The organism is Pannonibacter sp. XCT-53 (assembly GCF_009915765.1).
GTDB classification, from domain to species: Bacteria; Pseudomonadota; Alphaproteobacteria; order Rhizobiales; family Stappiaceae; genus Pannonibacter; species Pannonibacter tanglangensis.
The window spans coordinates 454,688-474,770 of the sequence record NZ_JAABLQ010000002.1; the positions used below are offsets into that span (position 1 = coordinate 454,688).

Sequence of the window (20,083 nt, forward strand, 5' to 3'; positions counted from 1 at the left end):
AATGGCGACCGAAACCTCCGCTTCGCAGACCTCCGCAGCAGCGCCCCAGACGGCGGTGGAAAACCAGGCCGCGCGGCTGTTCCGCAAGTCGGCTCTCGACCGGCTGTCATCGCCGGAGCAGCTTGACCAGCTGATCCGGCTGACGCGGCCGCGCGACTGGATCGCGATGCTTGCCGTGCTGTCGCTGATCGGCCTTGCGCTGGCCTGGTCGATCCTCGGCCGGGTGCCGGAACGGGTCAAGGGATCGGGCATCCTGATCACCTCCGGCGGCCGGGTCGTCGATGCGGTGGCGATCGGCGAGGGGACGCTGTCGGAGATCCTGGTGCCTGTCGGCGGTCGCGTGTCGCAGGGCGAACAGGTGGCGCGGGTCATCCATCCGGCGCTGCGGCAGCAGCTGGAGAACATCCGGGCCGTGGTGAGCGAACGCGCCGGCCAGCTCGAGACACTGCGCGGGCAGATTGCCGAAGGCGCGCGCGCATCGAAGGACACGCTTGCGGCGCGCGCCCGCGTGCTCGACCTGCGCGTCAAGGATGCGCAGGAGCGGGTGGCCGTGCTGGCGAAGCAGGCCGAGCAGGACAGTTCCCTGTTCGACCGGCGGCTGATCACCTGGCAGCAGCTCAACGAGACCCGGCTGGCGCTGGCGCAGGCGCGGCAGAGCGAGCTGGAAGCCCGCAGCCAGATGTCCCAGCTCGAGACCGAGGACATTTCCCAGCGCAACGCCAACCAGCGCGACATTCGCGGCGCCGAGGAGCGGCTGGCCGATGCCCGCCGCCAGCTGGCGGAGATCGAGATCCAGCTCCGCCAGCAGGAGACGATCCTGAGCCCGGCCGACGGGCGCGTGACGGAATGGAAGGCCATTCCGGGAACCCGGATCGCGCCCGGGCAGCCGCTTCTGAGCGTCGAGAGCGGGGCGACCGGCCTTGAGCTGCTGCTGTACCTGCCGCCCAACCAGGGCAAGCGGGTGAAGCCCGGCATGGATGTGCAGATCGCCCCCTCGACCGTGCGGCGGGAAGAGTTCGGCATGATGGAAGGGCGCGTCAGCGACGTGTCCGACTTCCCCTCGACGGCCCAGGCGATGCAGGCGGTGCTGCGCAACGACCAGCTCGTGCAGAGCTTCTCCGAAAAAGGGGCGCCCTACGCGGCGCGGATCTCGCTGACCCGGGATCCGCGCACGGCGAGCGGGTTTGCCTGGTCCGGCGGCTCCGGCCCCGAGCAGCAGTTCACCAGCGGCTCGCTGGCCGAAGCCGAGGTGACCGTCGCCTGGCGGCGGCCGATCAGCTACGTCATCCCGTGGCTGCGCAAGATCACGGGTCTGGCCGGGTGAGCGGGGCCATGAGCAAAGACAAGCCTGCCGTGGCGCGCAAGCGCCGGCGTCGCATGCAGACCCCCACCATCCTGCAGATGGAGGCGGTGGAATGCGGCGCGGCCAGTCTGGCGATGATCCTCGCCCACCATGGTGCCTGGATCCCGCTCGAGGAACTGCGCATTGCCTGCGGCGTCTCGCGCGACGGCTCCAAGGCCAGCAACGTGCTGAAGGCCGCCCGCCGCTACGGCCTGACGGCGAAAGGCTACCGCAAGGAGCCGGAGGGGCTCGTCGACCTGCCCTGGCCGGCGATCCTGCACTGGAACTTCAACCACTACGTCGTGTTTGAAGGCATGACCGAGACCCATGCCTTCATCAATGATCCGGCCAGCGGCCCGCGGGTGATCACGCGCGAGGAGCTGTCGGAGGCCTTTACCGGCGTGGTGCTGACCTTCGAGCGCACGCCGGAGTTCCGGCGCACCGCCAAGCCCTCCGGGCTCATGGCCGCCTTCCGGGCCCGGGTGACGCAGTCGCACAAGGGCCTGGCCCTCATTGCCATCCTGAGCCTGGCGCTGGTCATCCCCGGGGTCGTGCTGCCGGTCTATGCCAAGCTGTTCGTCGACGGCGTGCTGATGATGCAGCAGCAACACTGGGTGACGCCGCTGTTCCTCGCGCTGGCGGCGACGGCCCTGATCCGGGCCGTGCTGACGCATCTGCGCGCCTCGCTGATCCTGAGGCTGCAGACGAAACTCACCATCACGGGGGCCAGCGCCTTCATCTGGCGGGTGCTGCACCTGCCGATGGCCTTCTTCTCGCAACGCAGTCCCGGCGAGGTGGCCGAACGGATCGAGGCGAGCGGGCGCGTGGCGGAGGTGATCTCGGCCGACATGGCCAATGCCCTGCTCAACTGGGGCACGCTGATCTTCTTCGCGCTGGTCCTGATCGGCTACGATCCGCTGCTCGGGCTGATGACGGTGGCGCTGGGCCTGCCCAACCTGCTGCTCCTGCGCTTCGTGCAGAAGCGGTTGCGGCAGGATTCCATCCGTTTTGCCGTCGAGCAGGGCAAGCTCGGCGGGGCAACCGTCGGCATCATCTACAACATCGAGACGATCAAGGCGTCCGGCCTCGAGACCAGTTCCTTCGGGCGCTGGGCGGGCGTGCATGCCCGCATGCTCAACACCTCGCAGGACGTGGGCCAGAAATCCATGATCACCTCGCTCGGCCCGACGCTGCTGAGCGGCCTGATCGACGCGGCCATCCTGGGCGTCGGCGCGCTGCGGGTGATGCAGGGCGGGCTGACCATCGGCGACCTGGTGGCCTTCCAGCTGCTGGCGGCGAGCTTTACCGCGCCGCTCGTCAGCCTCGTGCAGCTGTCGCCGAAGCTGGCGGCGATCCGCGCCGACCTGAACCGGGTGGATGACGCCATGCGCAATCCGCCCGATCCGCTGACGCAGCCGCCCGCGCCGGAGCTGGCGCGTGGCCCGACGCTGCTCAACGGGGCGCTGGAGCTGGACACCATCCGCTATGGCTACAATCCGCTGGACGAGCCGCTGTTCGACGGCATTTCCTTGCGGGCCCGGCCGGGCGAGCGCATCGCGCTGGTCGGCCGCTCGGGCTGCGGCAAGTCCTCGCTCGGGCGCATCATCTGCGGTCTTGTGGCGCCCTGGTCGGGAGAGGTGCGCATTGACGGCATCCCGCTCAGCGACCTCGACCAGTACCGCCGGGCGGCCAACATCGCCTATGTGGACCAGGAAATCTTCCTGTTCGAGGGCACGGTGCGGGAAAACCTGACCCTGTGGAATCCGGATGTGCCGGACGACGCCATCACCCGGGCCCTGGAAGATGCCGCGATCCTCGACGACATCGTCGCAAGGCCGGGCGAGCTGGATGCCCGCGTCGAGGAAGGCGGCCGCAATTTCTCCGGCGGCCAGCGCCAGCGTCTGGAGATCGCGCGCGCCCTGGTCGGCGATCCGGCCGTGCTGGTGCTTGACGAGGCCACCGCCGCACTCGACCCGCAGACCGAGAAGATCATCGACGAGAACCTGCGCCGGCGCGGCTGCACCGCGATCATCATCGCCCACCGGCTCAGCACCGTGCGCGACTGTTCCGAGATCATCGTCATGGATCAGGGCCGCATCGTCGAGCGGGGCGACCACGACAGCCTCATGGCGGCGGGCGGCGACTATGCCGACCTGATCCGCTCGGGCGGACACTGAGGAGGCGGGCCATGAGCGAGACCGACATCCGCGCGTCCCTGTCCGTCACCAGCGCGCATCCGCTCGACCTCGGCGATCCCTCCGCCTGGTACCGGGTCAGCCGCAGCTATGTCGACGTCTTTGCCGTCGCGGGGGATCCGCGGACGCAGCGCCGGACCGCGCTGCTGCGGCTGGAGACCGGCGCGCTCCTGTGCGGCATCGGTGCGGTGGTCACGGACGACGGCACGACCGTGCGCTTCTTCGCCGCCGGCGGCCCCGACAGCGAGGTCGAGCCGCTTGCGGCCGGCAGCACCGTCACGCGGGCCCTGGCCGACGGCTGGTGCGAGGCCTTGCGGCAGGCGGTCAATGCGCCGCGCACAGGCGGCCTGCAGGATGCGGCCGCTGCGACGGCAGAGCTGGCCCCGCTGCTCGCAGCCCGGGCGCTGGCCAGCCGGCGGATGCCCGGAGCCGATGACTGGCGCGAACGCCGGCGACGGCATGGCGAGGCGCTGACGGCGGATGCGCTGGCCGGGCTTGTGGCGTCGGGCGGCGGTGCGGCGCTGGCGCGGGGCGCGATCCCGACCGCAGGTGATCCGCTGAAGGCGGCGCTCCTGGCCCTGATGTCGGCCCAGGCGGTGACGCCCCGGATCGAGGCCTTCGAGGCTCCCGCTCCGGACGCGACCGTGGCGAGCCGCCTGCAGGCCGTGCTCGCGCGGCACGAGATGATCTCGCGGCCGGTGCTGCTGCGTCCGGGCTGGACCCGCCAGCCGGGGCCGCCGATGCTCGGCTATCTGGGGCCCGAGCGGCGGCCGGTGGCGCTGCTGCATGCCGGCGGGCGCTGGGTCATCCGCGACGGCGCCGAGGTGCGGCCGATTGCCAGCGACGCGATGGAAGGCAGCGGCGACGGCGGCCTCGCCTCCGATGCGCTGCAGCTCTATCCGGCGCTGCCGGCGCGGCCGCTGCGCTTCCGCGACCTGTTCGTCTTCGGCTTCGCAACCCTCGCCGCCGACCGGGTGCGGCTTGTCCTCTTGATGCTGGCAACCGCCGTGCTGGCGATGCTGGTGCCTTATGGCTCGCGCTTCCTGATCAGCAATGCCATCCCCTACGGCGACATCGGCCTGACCGGGGTCATCATCGGCGGGCTGATTGCGGCGGCGCTGGCGCGGACCGTGTTCGAGGCCGGCAAGGCGCTGACCATGCTGCGGGCGGAACTCGGCTTCGAGGGCCGGCTGCAGCCGGCGCTGCTGCTGCGCCTCCTGCGCCTGCCACCGGCCTTCTTCCGGGGCTTCGCGGTGGGCGACATCACCGACCGGGTGCTCGGCATCCAGAGCGCGCGGCAGGTCATTACCGAGGCCTTTTCCAGCGCGGCGGCAAGCAGCGTGTTCAGCCTGATCAGCCTGATCCCCATCCTGACCGTCGACTGGCGCCTCGCCCTGCTGGCGCTGGCGCTGGCGCTGGTGCTCGGCGGTGTCAACGCCTTCGTGTCCTATCGCGGCCTCATCCACGAGCGCCGGCGGCTGGCGGAAAAGGGGCGGCTGGACAGCTTCGTCGTGCAGATGCTGATGGGCGTGGGCAAGCTGCGCGCCGCTGCCAGCGAGCGCATGGGCTTTGCCCGCTGGTCGCAGCTCTTTGCCCGCAACATCGGCCACACCGTGGCCGCAGGACGCTGGGCCAACTGGCAGGCGACGCTGGATGCCCTGCTGCCGCAGCTGGCGACGCTGACGCTCTATGCCACCATCGTCTATCTGATGAAGGCGGATGCGCTGAAGGGCGGCACCGCGCCGAGCTTCTCGCTGGCCGATTTCGTGACCGTCACCACGGCCTTTGCCCAGGTGCTGGCGGCGATCTCGGCGCTGGCCGGGGCCCTGACCCAGTCGCTGACCGCCATCCCGCTGATCGAACGGGCCGAGCCGATCATCGCCTCCGTCCCCGACACGCCGCCGGTCGACAGCCGCCCGGTGACGCTCGAGGGCACGATCGACATCCGCAACGTGTCGTTCCGCTACACCGAGACCGCGCCGCTGGCGCTGAACGAACTCTCGCTCAGGATCACCCGCGGCGAGTTCGTCGCCATCGTCGGGGCCTCGGGCTCGGGCAAGTCGACGCTGCTGCGCCTGCTGCTGGGCTTCGACCGTCCGGAGCTGGGCGACATCTTCTACGACGGGCATTCGCTGAGCCGGCTGGACCTGTCGGACCTGCGCCGCCAGATCGGCGTGGTGCTGCAGCACGGCCGGATCATGGCCGGCAGCATCCATGCCAACATCGCCGGGGAAAGCGGCCTCGGGCTGGACGAGGCGCTGGAGGCGGCGCGGCTGGTGGGGCTGGACCGGGATATCGAGCAGATGCCGATGGGCATGCACACCGTGCTGCTGGACGGCGGCGGCACCCTGTCCGGCGGCCAGCGCCAGCGCATCCTGATTGCCCGGGCGCTGGTGCAGAAGCCGGCGGTGCTGATGCTCGACGAGGCGACCAGCGCGCTGGACAACCGCACGCAGGCCATCGTCACCGAGACCCTGGCCAGCCTGCCGGTCACCCGGCTCGTCATCGCGCACCGGCTCAGCACAATCGAGAAGGTGGACCGGATCGTCATGCTGGAGCGCGGCAAGGTCGTGGAGACGGGGACATTTTCCGAGCTGATGCAGAAGGGCGGGGTGTTTGCGGCCCATGCCCGGCGGCAGCTCGTCTGAGATTTTCAAGGGAGTCCTTTCATGCGCAAGGTGCTTTACATCCTTGGTCAGCTCGATGATGCCGACATCGTCTGGATGGGGCAGAGCGGCCATCGCCGCAGCCTGAAGCCGGGCGAGGTGCTGATCGAGGAGGGGCGCGCGACGGCGCATCTCTTCATCGTCCTCGATGGCCAGGTGGATGTGCGGGTCGCCGGCGTCGGGGTGGTCGCCAGCCTGTCGAGCGGCGAGATCCTCGGCGAGATGTCCTTTGTCGACAAGGCGCCGCCGTCCGCGACGGTGGAGGCTGCCCGCGACACGCGGGTGCTGGCGCTCGAGAAGGCGCTGGTGGAGAAGCGGCTTGCCGAAAACCCGGCCTTTGCCGCCCGCTTCTACAAGGCGCTCGCCATCTTCCTGGCCGACCGCCTGCGCACCACGACGCAGCGCGGCAAGGGCGGCAGCGGGCCGGCGGAGGACGAGCTGGACGACATGGTGCTGGACGGCGTGTCGATGGCCGGCCTGCGCTTCCAGCAGCTGCTGGAGATGCTGGATCGGCCGGAGGTTCGCTGAGGCAGGCCCAACTTCGCCCCGCTCGGCCCGGACCGGACGTGCGGCCGCGGGCATGTCCCCTGTGCCTTGCGGCCTTCCTGCCACAGGCGGCTGACCAAATCCGCGCCGGAGCCCCGCGAGACGGGACAGGCCGGCTGCGACGCACTAAGGTCGGGCTCCGCCAGCCAAGCCGGAGCGGATGCCCCCTTTCGGGGGCGCGCCCCGGACCAAGCCAAGACATCCGAGCCAGGGAGTGACCGAGCGCGGCCGTGGCAGGCCCGGCGCTCGCGCGGCCGTGCCGTGTCGCCCCTCGGCCCCAACTTGCGTGGATCGCCATGCTGTCCCGGTTCTTTGCCTATTACGCGCCCTATCGCGGCCTGTTCCTGCTCGACTTCGGCTGCGCCATCGTCGCCGGCCTGCTGGAACTGGCGTTTCCGATTGCGGTGAAGCTGTTCGTGGACCAGCTGCTGCCGCAGCAGAGTGTCTCGCTGATCCTGCTGGCCGGCGTCGGGCTCTTCGGCATGTATCTGGTGACGGCCGGCCTCAACGCGGTGGTGGTCTACTGGGGCCACATGCTCGGGATCAACATCGAGACCGACATGCGGCGCAAGGCCTTCGAGCATCTGCAGAAGCTCTCGTTCCGCTTCTACGACAACACCAAGACCGGCCACCTGATCGCCCGCGTGACCAAGGATCTGGAAGAAATCGGCGAGGTGGCGCATCACGGGCCGGAGGATCTGTTCATCGCGGTGATGACCTTCCTCGGTGCCTTTGCGCTGATGCTCTGGGTGAATGTGCATCTGGCGCTGATGACCGGGCTCATCGTGCCGCTGGTGATGTGGGTGACGAGCCGCTACGGCGGGCAGATGACGCAGAACTGGCGCCGCATCTATGGCCGCATCGGCGACTTCAACGTGCGCATCGAGGAAAATGTCGGCGGCATGCGCGCGGTGCAGGCCTTTGCCAACGAGGCGCACGAGAAGCGCCTGTTCGAGGCGGATAACCAGAAGTACCGCACCACCAAGCTGGAGGCCTACAAGATCATGGCGGCCTCGACGACGCTCAGCTACATGAGCATGCGCATCGTGCAGCTTCTTGTCATGCTGGCGGGCAGCTATCTGGTGCTGCGCGGCGAGCTGACCTATGGCGGCTTCGTCGGTTTCCTGCTGCTGGTCAACGTGTTCTTCCGGCCGATCGAGAAGATCAATTCGGTGATCGAGACCTATCCGAAGGGCATCGCCGGCTTCCGCCGCTATCTCGACCTGATCGGCACCGCTCCGGACATCACCGATGCGCCGACGGCCCGTGTCGCCCCGCCGCTGAAGGGCGACATCCGCTTCGAGGATGTCTCGTTCGGCTATTCCGGCGCCCACGCCCGCGAAAGGGCGGTGCTGAGCCATGTGACCCTGGAGATCCGTGCCGGACAGACCATCGCCTTTGTCGGGCCGTCGGGGGCCGGCAAGACGACGCTCCTGTCCTTGCTGCCGCGCTTCTACGAGCCGACACGGGGGGCCATCCTTGTCGATGGCACCGACATCCGCGACCTGACGCTTGCCTCGCTGCGCAGCCAGATCGGCATCGTGCAGCAGGACGTGTTCCTGTTCGGCGGCACGATCCGCGAGAACATCGCCTACGGGCGGCTGGGGGCGAGCGAGCACGAGATCAGGGACGCGGCCCGGCGGGCGCATCTGGCCGACCTCATCACCTCGATGCCGGACGGGCTCGACACGATCATCGGCGAGCGCGGGGTGAAGCTCTCCGGCGGGCAGAAGCAGCGCCTGTCGATCGCACGGATCTTCCTCAAGAACCCGCCGATCCTGATCCTGGACGAGGCGACCTCGGCGCTCGACAGCCAGACGGAACGGGAGATCCAGCGGTCCCTCGCCAGCCTGTCGCACGGGCGCACGACGCTGGTGATCGCCCACCGGCTCGCCACCATCCGCAACGCCGACCGCATCGTCGTCGTGGCCGAGGGCGGCATCGCCGAGAGCGGCACCCATGCCGAGCTGCTGGCACGCGGCGGCCTCTATGCCGACCTGCACGCGGCCCAGACGCTGGACGCGTGAGGCGTCCGGCGTCCAAGACTGCTGACACCTACTCAGGGTCACCCCGGCCCGGCCGAGCGTCAGCGAAGTGATGTCACAGGTCTTGTTGCATCGATTTGTCTATGGGCTCGCTGGCGCTCGCACAGACGCGCTGGATTCCGGATCTGCGGTTCGCTGAACGCTCACCTTGTCCGGAATGACCGTGAGTCGGTTTGTCAGCAGTCTGAGACGCTGGACGCGTGAGGCGTCCGGCGTCCTGTTCGGGATCGAGCGGACTTACGGCCGGATGATCGCCTCGGCCTCGATTTCCACCTTGTAGTCGCCGATCAGGCGGGCGACGGCGAGGAGGGTGTTGGCGGGCTTGATCTCGCCGAAGACGCGGCCATGGGCGCGCGACACCGGCAAGGCATCGTCCGGGTCAGTAAGATAGACGCGGGTGCGGACCACGTCCTCGGCGCTGGCGCCGAGCGCGGTCAGGGCCGACTGGATCTTGTCGAGGATGTAGGTGGTCTGGGCGGCGGCATCCTGCGGGGCGACGGGGCGGCTGGCGCCGGCCGTGGCCGTGGTGCCGGAGACGAGGATGCGGTCGCCGATGCGCTGGGCGCGGCAATAGCCGGCGATGTCCTCCCACTCCGAGCCGGTCAGCACGCGCAAGCCGCCCGGGCGATGCGGCGTCAGTTCGGTGGTGCTGGCGCGCGGCATCTCGCTCAAGTGATGGCTGAGATCCCCCGAGGCGGTGAGGAAGGGGGGCTTGCGGTATTCATCGCCGCAGTCGCCCGGCACGGGCTGTGTCGCGGCAAAGGCCGCCTCGAGGCGGGCGTGATCCTCCGCGTCCAGCCTGAAGCCGAAGAGCTTGAGGTTGTCGGCGGTGTGCATGGCCTCGCCGAGGCGTGCGCCGATGATGACGCCGGCGACTGCTTTCTGCTCGAGGACCCAGCGGGTGGCGACGTTGGAGATCGAGACGCCGTGCTTCGCGGCGATGCTGCCAGCGGCCGTCAGGATGCCCTGGAAGGCAGTCCAGCCACCGATGGTGTCGATGAAGCGCTTGTACTTCATCTTGCTCCAGTCCTCGATGTCATGCGGCTCCGGCTGGCCAAGCCAGCGGCCGGACAGGAAGCCGCCGCAGAGCGTGCCATAGGCCAGCAGATGCACGCCGTGGGCGCTGCAGACCTCGGCGAGCTGGCCTGCCGCGCGCCGGTCCACCAGCGAGAAGGAGACCTGGTTGGTGGCGAGCGGAATGCCGTCGGCCAGTGCCAGATGCAGGTGGGCGGCATCGAAATTGGTGACGCCGATCTCGCGGATCAGTCCCTCGGCCCGCAGGCGCGCCAGCTCGTGCAGGGCGTCGAGCCAGCCCGGATGCTCGAAGCTCCACCAGTGGAACTGCAGCAGGTCGATGCGGTCGGTGCCGAGGCGCGCCAGCCGCTCCTCGACGCCCGCCCGCACCACGTCGGCGGTCATCGGGCCGGGTTCGGGGCACCACTTGGTGAAGGCGAGCGGCCTGTCGGCGCTGCCGTTTGCACAGCGCGCCAGCAGGCGGCCGGTGATCAGCTCGGAGGTGCCGTAATGGTCGGCCATGTCGAAAGTGGTGAAGCCGTCGCGGACATAGGCCTCCAGCCAGTCCGCGCCGAGATCCGGGTCGATCGGGCCAGACTTGCGTTCGATGTCGGCCACCTGCCACAGGCCCGTGAGGGCGCGGCTGATCTCCAGCCCCGGAGCCAGCGGGAAACGGTCGGGACGAGCGGGCGTGAGCGGCGAAGCCGGGTGACGGGTCATGAAATGTCTCTTGTGTCGATGTCGAAAACGGCGAAGGGAAAGGGTCAGGGGGTGGGCACCAGCACGCGGAAGCTGCGCTCGATGTCATTGGCGAGTGCGGCATGGGCGGCGGCCCGGTCGCCGGACTTCAGGGCGGCGATGATCTCCTGGTGATGCTTGTGCTCCGGCATGCGCAGGGCTTCCTCATGCTTGATGATGAGGTTGAGATAGGCGCCGTACTGCAGCCAGAGCGCTTCGACGAGCGGCAGCAGCACCTCGGACTCGCTGGCGCGGTAGAGCGTGAAGTGGAAATCGTAGTTCTGCTGCAAGTCGGGGCCGGTGATTTCGGGATCCGAATGCGTGGTCAGGACCGCCTCCATCGCGGCGATGGTCTCGGGGCACATGCGGTCCATGGCGAGATCGAGCACGAGGGCCTCGAGCGCCAGCCGCGCCTGCTTCAGATCCTGCATCCGGCGTGCATCAAAGGCGGGCACCTGCAGGGTGCGGCTTGGCGTGTCGATGAGCGCGCCTTCGGCCACGAGACGGCGGACGGCCTCGCGCACCGGGGTCATCGAGGTGCCGAGCTGTTCGGCCAGATCGCGCAGGCTGACCGTGTCGCCGGGGGCGAACTCGCCGCGTGTAAAGGCGTCGCGCAGCGCGAAATAGACGTTCTCCCTGAGTTTCGACTGGTCGATCCTCGCGATGCGCGGTGCGCTCATGTGCTGCTCCCCGAATGTCTCGCCCGGCTGCCGGTCTGCCTCGGTTCAGGGCCGGTCCAGCCACCGGCCGACCTGCCTGAAGTTTAACCATGCACGGTCGATTGACAATCTCAAGATCCCGTACCTAAGATCAAATATCACAGATATCCGGACGCCGATAGGGGAGGGCTCACGGAGTGGCCGACAACAAGGCAGGGGCAGCTGGGGATCCAGAGCGCGACGGCGGGACAGCAGGAGCCGGACCGGCTCGGGCGGCAGCCGACGACGGCTTCTGGCTCTATGACCTGAAGGTCGAGACGGTCCTGGACGGCCGCACGCCGGTCTGTCGCCACATCGAGGGCGAGAGTTTCCGCGTCGAGGGCGAGGCGCTGGTGTTCGAGCCCGGGCAGCGCGTGTCGATGTATGCGCTCGCCGCCGTGCTGCCGCTGTTGCCGGCCAAGCAGCGCGAGACCTCGCCGCATGACTGGATGTCCACGGACGCGGAAGTGGCCTGTCCCGATCCCCATTGCGGCGGCCGTTTCCGCATCACCCGGACGGGCAAGCGCCGGTTCAGCCATAGCGAGACCACCGGCCTGCCGGAGGCGCGCGACACACCCTACTGGAAGAAGGCCGAGGGAGGCCCTGACGAATGACCCAAGTCGAAACCGCGGACCTGCGTCCCGGCCACAGGATTTCCCGCGTCATCAAGGGCGGCTGGCAACTGGCCGGCGACCATGGCTCGGTCGAGCGCGAGGCCGCGATCGCCGACATGGAAGCCTTCCTCGATGCGGGCATCACGACCTTTGACTGCGCCGACATCTACACCGGCGTGGAGGAGATGATCGGCAGCTTCATCGAGGATGTGCGCAAGCGCCGGGGGGCTGCGGTGGCCGAGCGCGCGGTCGTGCACACCAAGCTGGTGCCGGACCTGTCGCGGCTGGCCGACATCCGCCCCGACGAGGTGGAAGCCATTGTCGACCGGTCGCTGAAGCGGCTGAAGATCGACCGGCTGCATCTGGTGCAGTTCTTCTGGTGGGATCTCGGCATCGGCGATGCGGTCTCTGCCTTCGAGGTGCTGAAGCGCTGCCAGGAGAAGGGCAAGATCGGCAGTCTCGGCACGACCAACTGGAACGAGAGGCAGATGGCCCGCTTCACGGATGCGGGCTTCGACGTGGTCTCGGCGCAGGTGCAGTATTCGATCCTCGACCGGCGTCCGGCCACGGGCCTCGCCCCCTGGGCAAAGGCGCAGGACATGCAGCTGCTGTGCTACGGCACCCTGGCCGGCGGCTTCCTGACCGAGGCTTGGCTCGGCCAGCCCGATCCGGGCTTTGCCTTCGACAACCGGTCGCTGGTCAAGTACCGGCTGATCATCGACGAGTTCGGCTCCTGGGACCTGTTCCAGACCCTGCTGGCGACGCTGAAGGCCGTCGGCGACCGGCACGGCGTGTCGCTGTCCAGCGTGGCGACGCGCTGGGTGCTGGACCAGCCGCAGGTCGCCGCGGCCATCGTCGGCGCGCGCTACGCCCGGCATCTGCCGAAGACGCTCGAGGTGTTCCGCCTGACGCTGGATGAGGACGACCGGGCGCGGATTGCCACCGTGATCGCGCAGGCGAAGGGCCCGAACGGCCCCGTCTACGGCCTTGAAGGCGACCGCACCAGCCGGCACGGGCGCATCATGAAATACAACCTCAACACCCGGCCTGACGACCCGGTGCTGGCGGCGGCAAGCCATGGCTGAGATCCTGCTGTCGACCCGAGGCCTGTCGCGCGACTTCAACGGCTTCCGGGCCGTCGACGACGTGTCGCTGGACATCCGCGCCGGCACCATCACCGGCCTCATCGGTCCGAACGGCGCCGGCAAGTCGACGCTGTTCAACCTGCTCACCGGCATGCTGCGGCCGAGTTCCGGCCGTGTCACCCTGAAGGGGGCCGACGTGACCGGACTTGCGCCGGATGCGCTGTTCCGCAAGGGGCTGGGGCGGACATTCCAGATCCCGCGGCCCTTTGCCCGGATGAGCGTGCTGGAAAACGTGATGATGGCGCCGGTGGCGCAGTCCGGGGAAAGCCTCCTCGGGCCGCTGCTGTTCCCCGCGCGGGTCGCCGCCGAGGAAAAGCGCAACCGCGAGCGCGCCATGGCGGTGCTGGAGTTCGTGACCCTCGCCAAGCTGGCCGACCATCCGGCCGGCAAGATCTCCGGCGGGCAGATGAAACTGCTGGAGCTGGCGCGCGTCTTGATGGGCGATCCGGCGATCATCCTGCTCGACGAGCCGGCGGCCGGCGTCAACCCGACGCTGACGGGCATCCTGATCGAGAAGATCGAGGAGCTGAACCGGCAGGGCAAGACCTTCGTCATCATCGAACACGACATGGATTTCGTTATGCGCCACTGCGACCCGGTGATCGCGCTCGCCGAAGGCCGCGTCGTCTTCGAGGGCAGCGCCGCCGAGGCCCAGGCCAATCCGGTGCTGCTGGATGCCTATCTGGGGAGCATGGCCGATGCCTGAGACGGGACCCGCCGGGGCGGGACTTGAGGTGCGCGGGCTGGTGGCCGGCTACATCCCGGACCTGCCGATCCTGAAGGACGTGTCGGTGACGGTCGCGCCGCGGAGCGTGACCGTCATCATCGGTCCGAACGGCGCCGGCAAGTCGACGCTGATCAAGGCGATTGCCGGGCTGGTGCCGGTGAGCGGGGGATCGGTGACGCTGGCGGGCCGGGCTATCACCGGTATCGCACCGGACAAGATGGCGGGCGAGGGCATCGCCTATGTGCCGCAGACCGACAACATCTTCCGCACGCTGACCATCCGCCAGAACCTGGACCTGGCCTTGCGCAAGGCGGGCGGCGAGGCGAGGGCGCGGCTCGACGAGCTGTTCAACCGGTTTCCGCCGCTGGCGGCCAAGCAGAAGGAAAAGGCCGGGGCGCTGTCGGGCGGCCAGCGGCAGTTCCTGGCGGTTGCCATGGCGCTGGCCGTGAAGCCGTCGCTGATCCTGATGGACGAACCCTCCGCCGGCCTGTCGCCGAAGGCGGCGGAAGAAGTGCTGGCGCTCGCGCGCGGGCTGACGGCACAGGGCACCACCATCCTGCTGGTCGAGCAGAACGTGAAGCAGGCGCTGCGCATCGCCGACCACTGCTACATCCTCGCCGACGGGCGCAACCAGATCGACGGATCGGCCGCCGCGCTGATCGCCGATCCGGTGGTGGGCGAGATCTATCTGGGCGGCAAGAGGCTGAGGGCATCATGATCCAATCGCTTGCCGACGGTATTCTCGTGGGGGCGGTCCTGTCGCTGGGCGCCATCGGGCTGACGATGGTCATGCACATGCTGCGCTTTGCCAATTTCGCCCATGCGGAGCTCCTGACCATCGGCGCCTATGCGGCGCTGGTGTTCGACCGGGTGTTCCAGGGCGTGAATGCCACGCTGGGGGTGAAGCTCGCGCCGCTGACCCTGACCGGATCGCTCATCGTGGCGATGGTCATTGCCATGGCGATCACCGGTGCTTCCGCCGTGCTGATCGACCGGCTCGTCTTTCGCCGGGTGCGGGAGAAGGGCGGCGAACTGTCGATGGTCTTTGCCTCCTTCGGTGTCGCGCTGATCGTGCGCAATGTCATCGGTCTGGTCTTCGGGCTGCATACGGAGCTCTACTCCAAGAGCATCGCCTTTGCGGTGGTGGTCAGCCGCGATCCGCTGCTGCTGATCAAGCCGGATCAGGTGTTCGTGCTGGCGGCAACGCTGGTCATCATGCTGGTGCTGCATCTGGTGCTGTCGCGCACGACGCTCGGCTATGCGTTGCGCGCCGTGGCGGAGAACCCCTCGCTGGCGCAGGTCAACGGCATTCCGCTGCAGCGGATGATCGTGCTGATCTGGGTGATCGGCGGTGGCCTGGCGGCTACGGCCGGCATCTTCTACGGCATGACCAACCACCTGTCGCCGGTGATGGGCCGCGACCTGGTGCTGCCGATCTTTGCCGCGGCCATCGTCGGCGGCATCGGCAGCATCTACGGCGCGGCGCTGGGCGGCATGATCGTCGGCATCGCCTCGAGCCTCGCGCTGCTGATCCTGCCCTCCGGCTACTCGCCCTCGGTTCCCTTCCTCATCATTCTCGCGGTGCTCCTGGTGCGCCCGAACGGTCTCTTCGGCGAGGTGCGCGCATGATCGGGGTGCTGTCCTATCTGGTCTTTTTCGCCACGCTGGCCTCGATCCTGGCCATCGCCGTGCTGGGGCTGAACCTGCAGTGGGGCAACACGGGCCTCTTCAACGGCGGCGTCGCGGCCTTCTTCGGGGCCGGGGCCTATGTCACGCTGATCCTCGGCGGCCAGCCGCAGGACGAGCATCTGGGCGGCTTTGCCTTGCCCTATCTGCTGGCGCTGGCCGGCGGCATCGCGGCGGCGGGGCTGCTCGCCTGGATCGTCGGCCGGCTGACGCTGAAACTCAGGCATGACTATCTGGCGATCGCCACCTTCGGCGTTGCGGTCGCCTTCGAGAACGTCATGCGCAATGCGGAGTGGCTGACCGGCGGGGCCAAGGGCCTGCGCGGCTTCGAGCGGCCCTTGCGGGACCTGCTCGGCGACGGGCTGACCTACAACATCGCGTTCCTGACGGTGGTGCTGGTGGCTCTCGTGCTGGTCTACGGGGTGCTGCAGCGGCTGGCGGCCTCGCCCTTCGGCCGGCTGCTCCGGGCGATCCGCGAGGACGAGGACGCGGCCCGCTCGCTTGGCAAGATCCCGGCGCGGATCCGTCTCACCGCCTTTGTCACCGGCTCGGCGATCATGGGGCTGGCCGGTGGCCTTTATGGCACCTTCTATGCCTTCGTCAGCCCGCAGGACGTGCTCCCCACGCTGACCTTCCAGATCTGGGCCATGCTGATCGTCGGCGGCGCGGGCAACAACCGGGGCGCCATTGCGGGGGCCTTCCTGATCTGGGGCGCCTGGACCGCCAGCGGCTGGGCCCTCTCCCGTTTCGCGCCCGTCGAGGCGCAACTCTATACCGGTTCGATCCAGTTCATCCTGATCGGTCTGGTCATCGTCGGCATGCTGCTCTGGCGTCCGCAAGGACTGTTTCCGGAACGGCTGGTCGTATCGCAATCGGGAAAACCCGGACATTGAGCAGAGGGGACTAGAAGATGACGATGAAGCGGAGTGTCCAGACAGCCGGGCTTGGGCTGGTTCTCGGACTGGGGCTGGTGCCCGTGGCGGGAGAGGCCATGGCACAGTCCTGCACGCAGAAGATCGGCGCGGTGCTGCCGATCTCGGTCGACTGGGGCCGTCCCATCGCCGAGACGGCGAAATTCGTGGTCGAGCAGGTCAATTCCGCCGGCGGCGTTGCCGGCTGCAACATCGAGCTGGTGCTGCGCGATGACCAGACCGATCCGAAGGTGGGCGTGGACGCGGCCAAGGCGCTCGTCGACATCGACCAGGTGCCGGTGCTGCTCGGATCGGTGTCGAGCGGCGTGTCGATGCCGATCCTGACCTCGGTGACCGTGCCGGGCAAGGTGATGCAGATGTCCTGCTGCTCGTCCTCGACCGCCTTCACCAAGCTCGCCGAACAGGGCAAGACCGAAGGCCTGTGGTTCCGCACCTTCGCCACCTCGCGCGTGCAGGCGGCCGTCGGCGCCATGGTGGCGCGCGACAAGGGCTACAAGTCGGTCGCCATCCTCTACAAGAACGACGACTGGGGCCAGGACATCGGCAAGATCGTTGCCGCCAACCTGGAGAAGCTCGGCATCAAGGTGACCGCGCAGGTGGCGCTGAACGACGCCCAGCCCTCCTACCGGGCGGAAGTGACCGAGGCGCTGGCCGGCCAGCCGGACGCCGTCTACCTGGCGCTTTACCCGACCGAAGGGACGGCGGCCGTGCGCGAATGGCTGTCGCTCGGCGGCACGCAGAACATGATCCTGACCAACTCGCTGAAGTCCGACGACTTCCGCAAGAATGTCGGCATCGAGTATCTCGGCAACGCAGTCGGCACCGACACCGCCTCGCCGCGCACGCCGTCGGCAGAAGCCTTCGTGACGCGCTATGTCGAGAAGTTCGGCAGCCAGCCGAACGGCCCGGGCCTCGCCAACAGCTATGACGCGACCATGATCGCGCTCCTGGCGATGCAGGCGGCCGGCAAGGACGCCAAGGGTCCGCAGATTGCCGCGATGGTGGCCAAGGTGACCGATCCCAAGGGCACGCCGGTGACGGCGGACGCGGCCGGCTTTGCCGAAGCCGCCAAGATCCTCGCGGGCGGCGGCACCGTGCTCTACCAGGGCGCGACCGGCAACGTGAAGTTCGATGCCAACGGCGATGTCTCGGCTCCGGCCGTGGTGTGGAGCTTCACCAACGAGGGCACCAAGGAAGACACCTACATTCCGCTGGAAGAGGTGGATGCGTTCGTTGCCTCGATGAAATAGGCAGTCCGACAGGCCATGACACACGGCCGCCCCCCGGGCAAAGGGGGCGGCCGTTTGCGTGTCCGGATGGTGACCCGAAGTCAGCCCGGCCAGGCTGAGCGTTCAGCGAAGCGCAGAGCCGGGGCCTGTCCCGGGCCTGACCCGGGATCCAGATATCAGCCGCGCGAAGCGCGACACACGGGATCAGGCGCGAGCGGTGTCGGACTGGTCTGGTAATGGGCTCGCTCGCGCTCGCACAGATGCGCTCGGTTCCGGATCTGTGGTTCGCTGGCGCTCACCTTGTCCGGAATGACGGAGAACCGTCGAACCTCCATGACCAGTCTGCAAGCTCTCGGCCGCTCCCGGAGCGATGGTGGGTGGTGGCGGGGCGTCAGGAGCCCTTGCGCACAGGACGGCCGTCGCGCAGGCCGATGTCGTGTTGCAGCGAGACCGATAAGCTCCTTGTATCGATCGCGCGGAGCCTGTCGTGGTGGGGCGCGATCTCCGGCTTGCGGGCAGGTGTTTCCGGAACGGCTCTGAACAGGGAGAAAACTCCACGTTTCCAGAAGGATGCAGCGAGGCTTGTCATGGCGGGGCATTTCATGTTGCTGTGTCTGAGGCCAAGCTAGTCCGACATCGGGACCTGAAACCAATCAAACGTGCCGGCCAAGGCATAAGGAGCGCTGATGTCTGACCTGCCGCCGCTCGCCGCCCTCCGGGTCTTTGACGCCGCTGCCCGGCTCGGCAATTTCACACGCGCGGCCGAGGAGCTGGGCATGACCCAGGCTGCGGTGAGCTATCAGATCAGGCTGCTGGAGGAGCGCAGCGGCGGGCCCCTGTTCCGGCGGGCCGCGCGGCACGTGGAGCTGACGGATCTGGGCCGTCAGCTGGCGCCAGCCGTGCATGAGGCCTTCGACCTGATCCGCGACGCCTTTGCCGGCGTGCGGGCGCAGGCGGAAGGTGCCCTGACGATCAGCTGTGTGGCGACCTTTGCCACCCAGTGGCTGGCCCGGCATCTGGGCGCGTTCCAGCTGTTGCAGCCGAGGCTGGCCGTGCGGGTGGAGACATCGGGACAGCTGGTCGACTTCGCCCGGGACACCGTCGACATCTCCATCCGCTCGGGCAAGGGGCAGTGGCCGGGCCTGACGGCGCATCTGCTGCTGCCGGCCCGCTTCACGCCCATGCTGCATCCGGACCTGGCCGCCAGCATCGGCGGCGTGCGCGAGCCGGCCGACCTGCTGAAGCTCAAGATCATCGATCCGTCCGACCCCTGGTGGCCGCAATGGTTTGCCATGGCCGGTGTCACCTGCACCGATCTCGACAGCCGGACGCAGACCCGGCTCGGGGCCCAGATCCTGGAGGCGAATGCCGCGGCCGCCGGCCAGGGCGTCGCCATCCTGACGCCGTGGTTCTACCGCGACGAGATCGAGCGGGGGCGGCTTTACCAGCCCTTTGCCCTGACCTGCGACGACGGCAGCGGCTACTGGCTGTGCTACCCGCCCGCACGGCGCAACAGCCCGAAGATCCGGGCCTTCCGGCAGTGGATCCTCGCAGCGCTCCAGACCGAGCCGGGCACCGATGCGCCGGCCGTCAGCCCAGGGTCGCCCGCGCCACCAGCCGGGGGGCGGACGTCCTGAGGCGGGTGGCGAGGACAAGTTCGCCGCTGGCCGGGACAATCCCCGTGAGCGCCGTGATGTTGACCTGATGGGTGACGAGGATCAGTGGCCCCGCCGCCGTCTGGCCGGCGAGCCAGTCCTCAAGGGCCCGCGTCTGTTCGCCCTCCCGGTCCCGGTCGGCAAAGAAGGAGTTGAGGGCGGGCAGTTCCTCCACCGGTCCAAGCGCCAGCAGACGCGCCGTGTCGAGGCAGCGGCACCACTGGCTGGAGTAGACCCGTGCCCCGTCAAGGCCAAGCCCGCGCAGGGCGGCGCCGATGGCCTGCGCCTGGGCGCGCCCTTCAGCCGAGAGGTTGCGCTGGGTGCTGCAGTCGCCAAGCCGGAAACCGGCCGGGTCCCCGGTGCCGGGGGCAAGCGCGTGCCGCAGCAGCCCCACCACCGTTCCGTCCTTCAGCTGCGGCACCCAGGGATGGGCGGGCGCGGCCCGGACGGGGGCCGGACCAGGCCCGGCGAGGGCTGCGAGCGCAGGGGCCAGGGACAGGGCAAGGACGGCGCGGCGGGAGAGGGGCATGGCGAGGCTCCGCAACGAGGGCGATTCGCCAGACAAACGCGCCGGAATGCGACGCGGATCACCGTCGCAGCCGTCGCTTGCGGGAAAAAGCGAGAAAAAATTCAATCCGCCAGCGCGGCGGGGAGGCGGGTCGCGCCCGCGAAATCTCTGTTATTTTTGACAGGTATACACTTGGCGTGCAAACTGAATTACGCTGCGTCCATCAAGATGAAAGCGAGGACGACCGCCGCTTTCGGAGCCTTCTCCTGCCCCTGTCCCCCTGGGTGCGGCGCAACAGCTTGAACTCCAATCCATTCCGTTGATTGAAGCTTGAAGTTCCCCT

General features: G+C 68.5%; 17 protein-coding genes. 13 read left to right on the top strand and 4 right to left on the bottom strand.

Annotated features, from left to right (window positions below):
* The first annotated feature begins 1 nt into the window (after nucleotide 1).
* From GWI72_RS16820 to GWI72_RS16840, 5 genes are all read left to right on the top strand, one after another.
* The gene (locus GWI72_RS16820; protein ID WP_161709411.1) at nucleotides 2-1,324 is read left to right on the top strand and encodes an NHLP bacteriocin system secretion protein; all 1,323 of its coding nucleotides are present in this window, start codon (nucleotides 2-4) and stop codon (nucleotides 1,322-1,324) included.
* 8 nt (nucleotides 1,325-1,332) lie between these two features.
* Entirely contained in the window at nucleotides 1,333-3,519 is a 2,187-nt protein-coding gene (locus tag GWI72_RS16825; protein WP_161677079.1) for an NHLP family bacteriocin export ABC transporter peptidase/permease/ATPase subunit, read from the top strand.
* An 11-nt stretch (nucleotides 3,520-3,530) separates the two neighbouring features.
* Nucleotides 3,531-6,185, top strand: coding sequence for an NHLP bacteriocin export ABC transporter permease/ATPase subunit (locus GWI72_RS16830; protein WP_161709412.1), 2,655 nt, complete (start codon nucleotides 3,531-3,533; stop codon nucleotides 6,183-6,185).
* 21 nt (nucleotides 6,186-6,206) lie between these two features.
* Nucleotides 6,207-6,731 carry a cyclic nucleotide-binding domain-containing protein gene (locus GWI72_RS16835; protein WP_161677077.1) on the top strand — a complete coding sequence of 175 codons (525 nt, stop codon included), beginning with the start codon at nucleotides 6,207-6,209 and terminating at the stop codon, nucleotides 6,729-6,731.
* 314 nt (nucleotides 6,732-7,045) lie between these two features.
* Nucleotides 7,046-8,776 carry an ABC transporter ATP-binding protein gene (locus tag GWI72_RS16840; RefSeq protein ID WP_161709413.1) on the top strand — a complete coding sequence of 577 codons (1,731 nt, stop codon included), beginning with the start codon at nucleotides 7,046-7,048 and terminating at the stop codon, nucleotides 8,774-8,776.
* Between the two features lie 255 nt (nucleotides 8,777-9,031).
* On the opposite strand, the gene GWI72_RS16845 is transcribed toward GWI72_RS16840, so the two are convergent.
* Together GWI72_RS16845 and GWI72_RS16850 are read right to left on the bottom strand one after the other, a co-directional pair.
* Entirely contained in the window at nucleotides 9,032-10,528 is a 1,497-nt protein-coding gene (locus GWI72_RS16845; protein ID WP_161709414.1) for an aldo/keto reductase, read from the bottom strand.
* A gap of 44 nt (nucleotides 10,529-10,572) precedes the next feature.
* Nucleotides 10,573-11,226, bottom strand: a complete 654-nt coding sequence (locus GWI72_RS16850; protein ID WP_161709415.1) for a GntR family transcriptional regulator — start codon at nucleotides 11,224-11,226, stop codon at nucleotides 10,573-10,575.
* A gap of 176 nt (nucleotides 11,227-11,402) precedes the next feature.
* Here GWI72_RS16850 and GWI72_RS16855 point away from each other — a divergent pair, with 176 nt between their 5' ends.
* From GWI72_RS16855 to GWI72_RS16885, 7 genes are read left to right on the top strand one after another with little or no spacing between them, the layout of a single operon-like run.
* Nucleotides 11,403-11,858, top strand: coding sequence for a TIGR04076 family protein (locus GWI72_RS16855; RefSeq protein ID WP_161709416.1), 456 nt, complete (start codon nucleotides 11,403-11,405; stop codon nucleotides 11,856-11,858).
* Nucleotides 11,855-12,943, top strand: a complete 1,089-nt coding sequence (locus GWI72_RS16860) for an aldo/keto reductase (protein ID WP_161709417.1) — start codon at nucleotides 11,855-11,857, stop codon at nucleotides 12,941-12,943. The genes GWI72_RS16855 and GWI72_RS16860 overlap by 4 nt, the downstream gene beginning before the upstream one ends.
* Complete coding sequence (locus GWI72_RS16865) at nucleotides 12,936-13,709, top strand: ABC transporter ATP-binding protein (protein WP_106751243.1); 774 nt, start codon at nucleotides 12,936-12,938, stop codon at nucleotides 13,707-13,709. Before GWI72_RS16860 ends, GWI72_RS16865 begins: the two co-directional genes overlap by 8 nt.
* The gene (locus tag GWI72_RS16870; protein ID WP_161709418.1) at nucleotides 13,702-14,448 is read left to right on the top strand and encodes an ABC transporter ATP-binding protein; all 747 of its coding nucleotides are present in this window, start codon (nucleotides 13,702-13,704) and stop codon (nucleotides 14,446-14,448) included. The genes GWI72_RS16865 and GWI72_RS16870 overlap by 8 nt, the downstream gene beginning before the upstream one ends.
* Nucleotides 14,445-15,359: a branched-chain amino acid ABC transporter permease gene (locus tag GWI72_RS16875; protein WP_161709419.1), complete on the top strand. Its 915-nt coding sequence runs from the start codon at nucleotides 14,445-14,447 to the stop codon at nucleotides 15,357-15,359. The genes GWI72_RS16870 and GWI72_RS16875 overlap by 4 nt, the downstream gene beginning before the upstream one ends.
* Nucleotides 15,356-16,309 (top strand): branched-chain amino acid ABC transporter permease, encoded by a 954-nt coding sequence (locus GWI72_RS16880; protein ID WP_161709420.1) that lies wholly within the window; start codon nucleotides 15,356-15,358, stop codon nucleotides 16,307-16,309. Before GWI72_RS16875 ends, GWI72_RS16880 begins: the two co-directional genes overlap by 4 nt.
* A gap of 23 nt (nucleotides 16,310-16,332) precedes the next feature.
* Nucleotides 16,333-17,598: an ABC transporter substrate-binding protein gene (locus GWI72_RS16885; protein WP_161677068.1), complete on the top strand. Its 1,266-nt coding sequence runs from the start codon at nucleotides 16,333-16,335 to the stop codon at nucleotides 17,596-17,598.
* A gap of 370 nt (nucleotides 17,599-17,968) precedes the next feature.
* Here GWI72_RS16885 and GWI72_RS20030 read toward each other — a convergent pair whose 3' ends face one another.
* Entirely contained in the window at nucleotides 17,969-18,166 is a 198-nt protein-coding gene (locus GWI72_RS20030; RefSeq protein ID WP_161677067.1) for a hypothetical protein, read from the bottom strand.
* Nucleotides 18,167-18,263: 97 nt separating this feature from the next.
* Here GWI72_RS20030 and GWI72_RS16890 point away from each other — a divergent pair, with 97 nt between their 5' ends.
* The gene (locus GWI72_RS16890) at nucleotides 18,264-19,214 is read left to right on the top strand and encodes a LysR substrate-binding domain-containing protein (protein WP_179956203.1); all 951 of its coding nucleotides are present in this window, start codon (nucleotides 18,264-18,266) and stop codon (nucleotides 19,212-19,214) included.
* Here GWI72_RS16890 and GWI72_RS16895 read toward each other — a convergent pair.
* On the bottom strand, nucleotides 19,168-19,761 hold the full coding sequence (locus GWI72_RS16895) for a histidine phosphatase family protein (RefSeq protein WP_161709421.1): 594 nt from the start codon (nucleotides 19,759-19,761) through the stop codon (nucleotides 19,168-19,170). The genes GWI72_RS16890 and GWI72_RS16895 overlap by 47 nt on opposite strands.
* Nucleotides 19,762-20,083: the final 322 nt, after the last annotated feature.

Coding starts and splice junctions, on each gene's coding strand:
- GWI72_RS16820 (WP_161709411.1), top strand. CDS start 2: ATGGCGACCGAAACCTCCGCTTCGCAGACCTCCGCAGCAGCGCCCCAG.
- GWI72_RS16825 (WP_161677079.1), top strand. CDS start 1,333: ATGAGCAAAGACAAGCCTGCCGTGGCGCGCAAGCGCCGGCGTCGCATG.
- GWI72_RS16830 (WP_161709412.1), top strand. CDS start 3,531: ATGAGCGAGACCGACATCCGCGCGTCCCTGTCCGTCACCAGCGCGCAT.
- GWI72_RS16835 (WP_161677077.1), top strand. CDS start 6,207: ATGCGCAAGGTGCTTTACATCCTTGGTCAGCTCGATGATGCCGACATC.
- GWI72_RS16840 (WP_161709413.1), top strand. CDS start 7,046: ATGCTGTCCCGGTTCTTTGCCTATTACGCGCCCTATCGCGGCCTGTTC.
- GWI72_RS16845 (WP_161709414.1), bottom strand. CDS start 10,528: ATGACCCGTCACCCGGCTTCGCCGCTCACGCCCGCTCGTCCCGACCGT.
- GWI72_RS16850 (WP_161709415.1), bottom strand. CDS start 11,226: ATGAGCGCACCGCGCATCGCGAGGATCGACCAGTCGAAACTCAGGGAG.
- GWI72_RS16860 (WP_161709417.1), top strand. CDS start 11,855: ATGACCCAAGTCGAAACCGCGGACCTGCGTCCCGGCCACAGGATTTCC.
- GWI72_RS16865 (WP_106751243.1), top strand. CDS start 12,936: ATGGCTGAGATCCTGCTGTCGACCCGAGGCCTGTCGCGCGACTTCAAC.
- GWI72_RS16870 (WP_161709418.1), top strand. CDS start 13,702: ATGCCTGAGACGGGACCCGCCGGGGCGGGACTTGAGGTGCGCGGGCTG.
- GWI72_RS16875 (WP_161709419.1), top strand. CDS start 14,445: ATGATCCAATCGCTTGCCGACGGTATTCTCGTGGGGGCGGTCCTGTCG.
- GWI72_RS16880 (WP_161709420.1), top strand. CDS start 15,356: ATGATCGGGGTGCTGTCCTATCTGGTCTTTTTCGCCACGCTGGCCTCG.
- GWI72_RS16885 (WP_161677068.1), top strand. CDS start 16,333: ATGAAGCGGAGTGTCCAGACAGCCGGGCTTGGGCTGGTTCTCGGACTG.
- GWI72_RS20030 (WP_161677067.1), bottom strand. CDS start 18,166: ATGACAAGCCTCGCTGCATCCTTCTGGAAACGTGGAGTTTTCTCCCTG.
- GWI72_RS16890 (WP_179956203.1), top strand. CDS start 18,264: ATGTCTGACCTGCCGCCGCTCGCCGCCCTCCGGGTCTTTGACGCCGCT.
- GWI72_RS16895 (WP_161709421.1), bottom strand. CDS start 19,761: ATGCCCCTCTCCCGCCGCGCCGTCCTTGCCCTGTCCCTGGCCCCTGCG.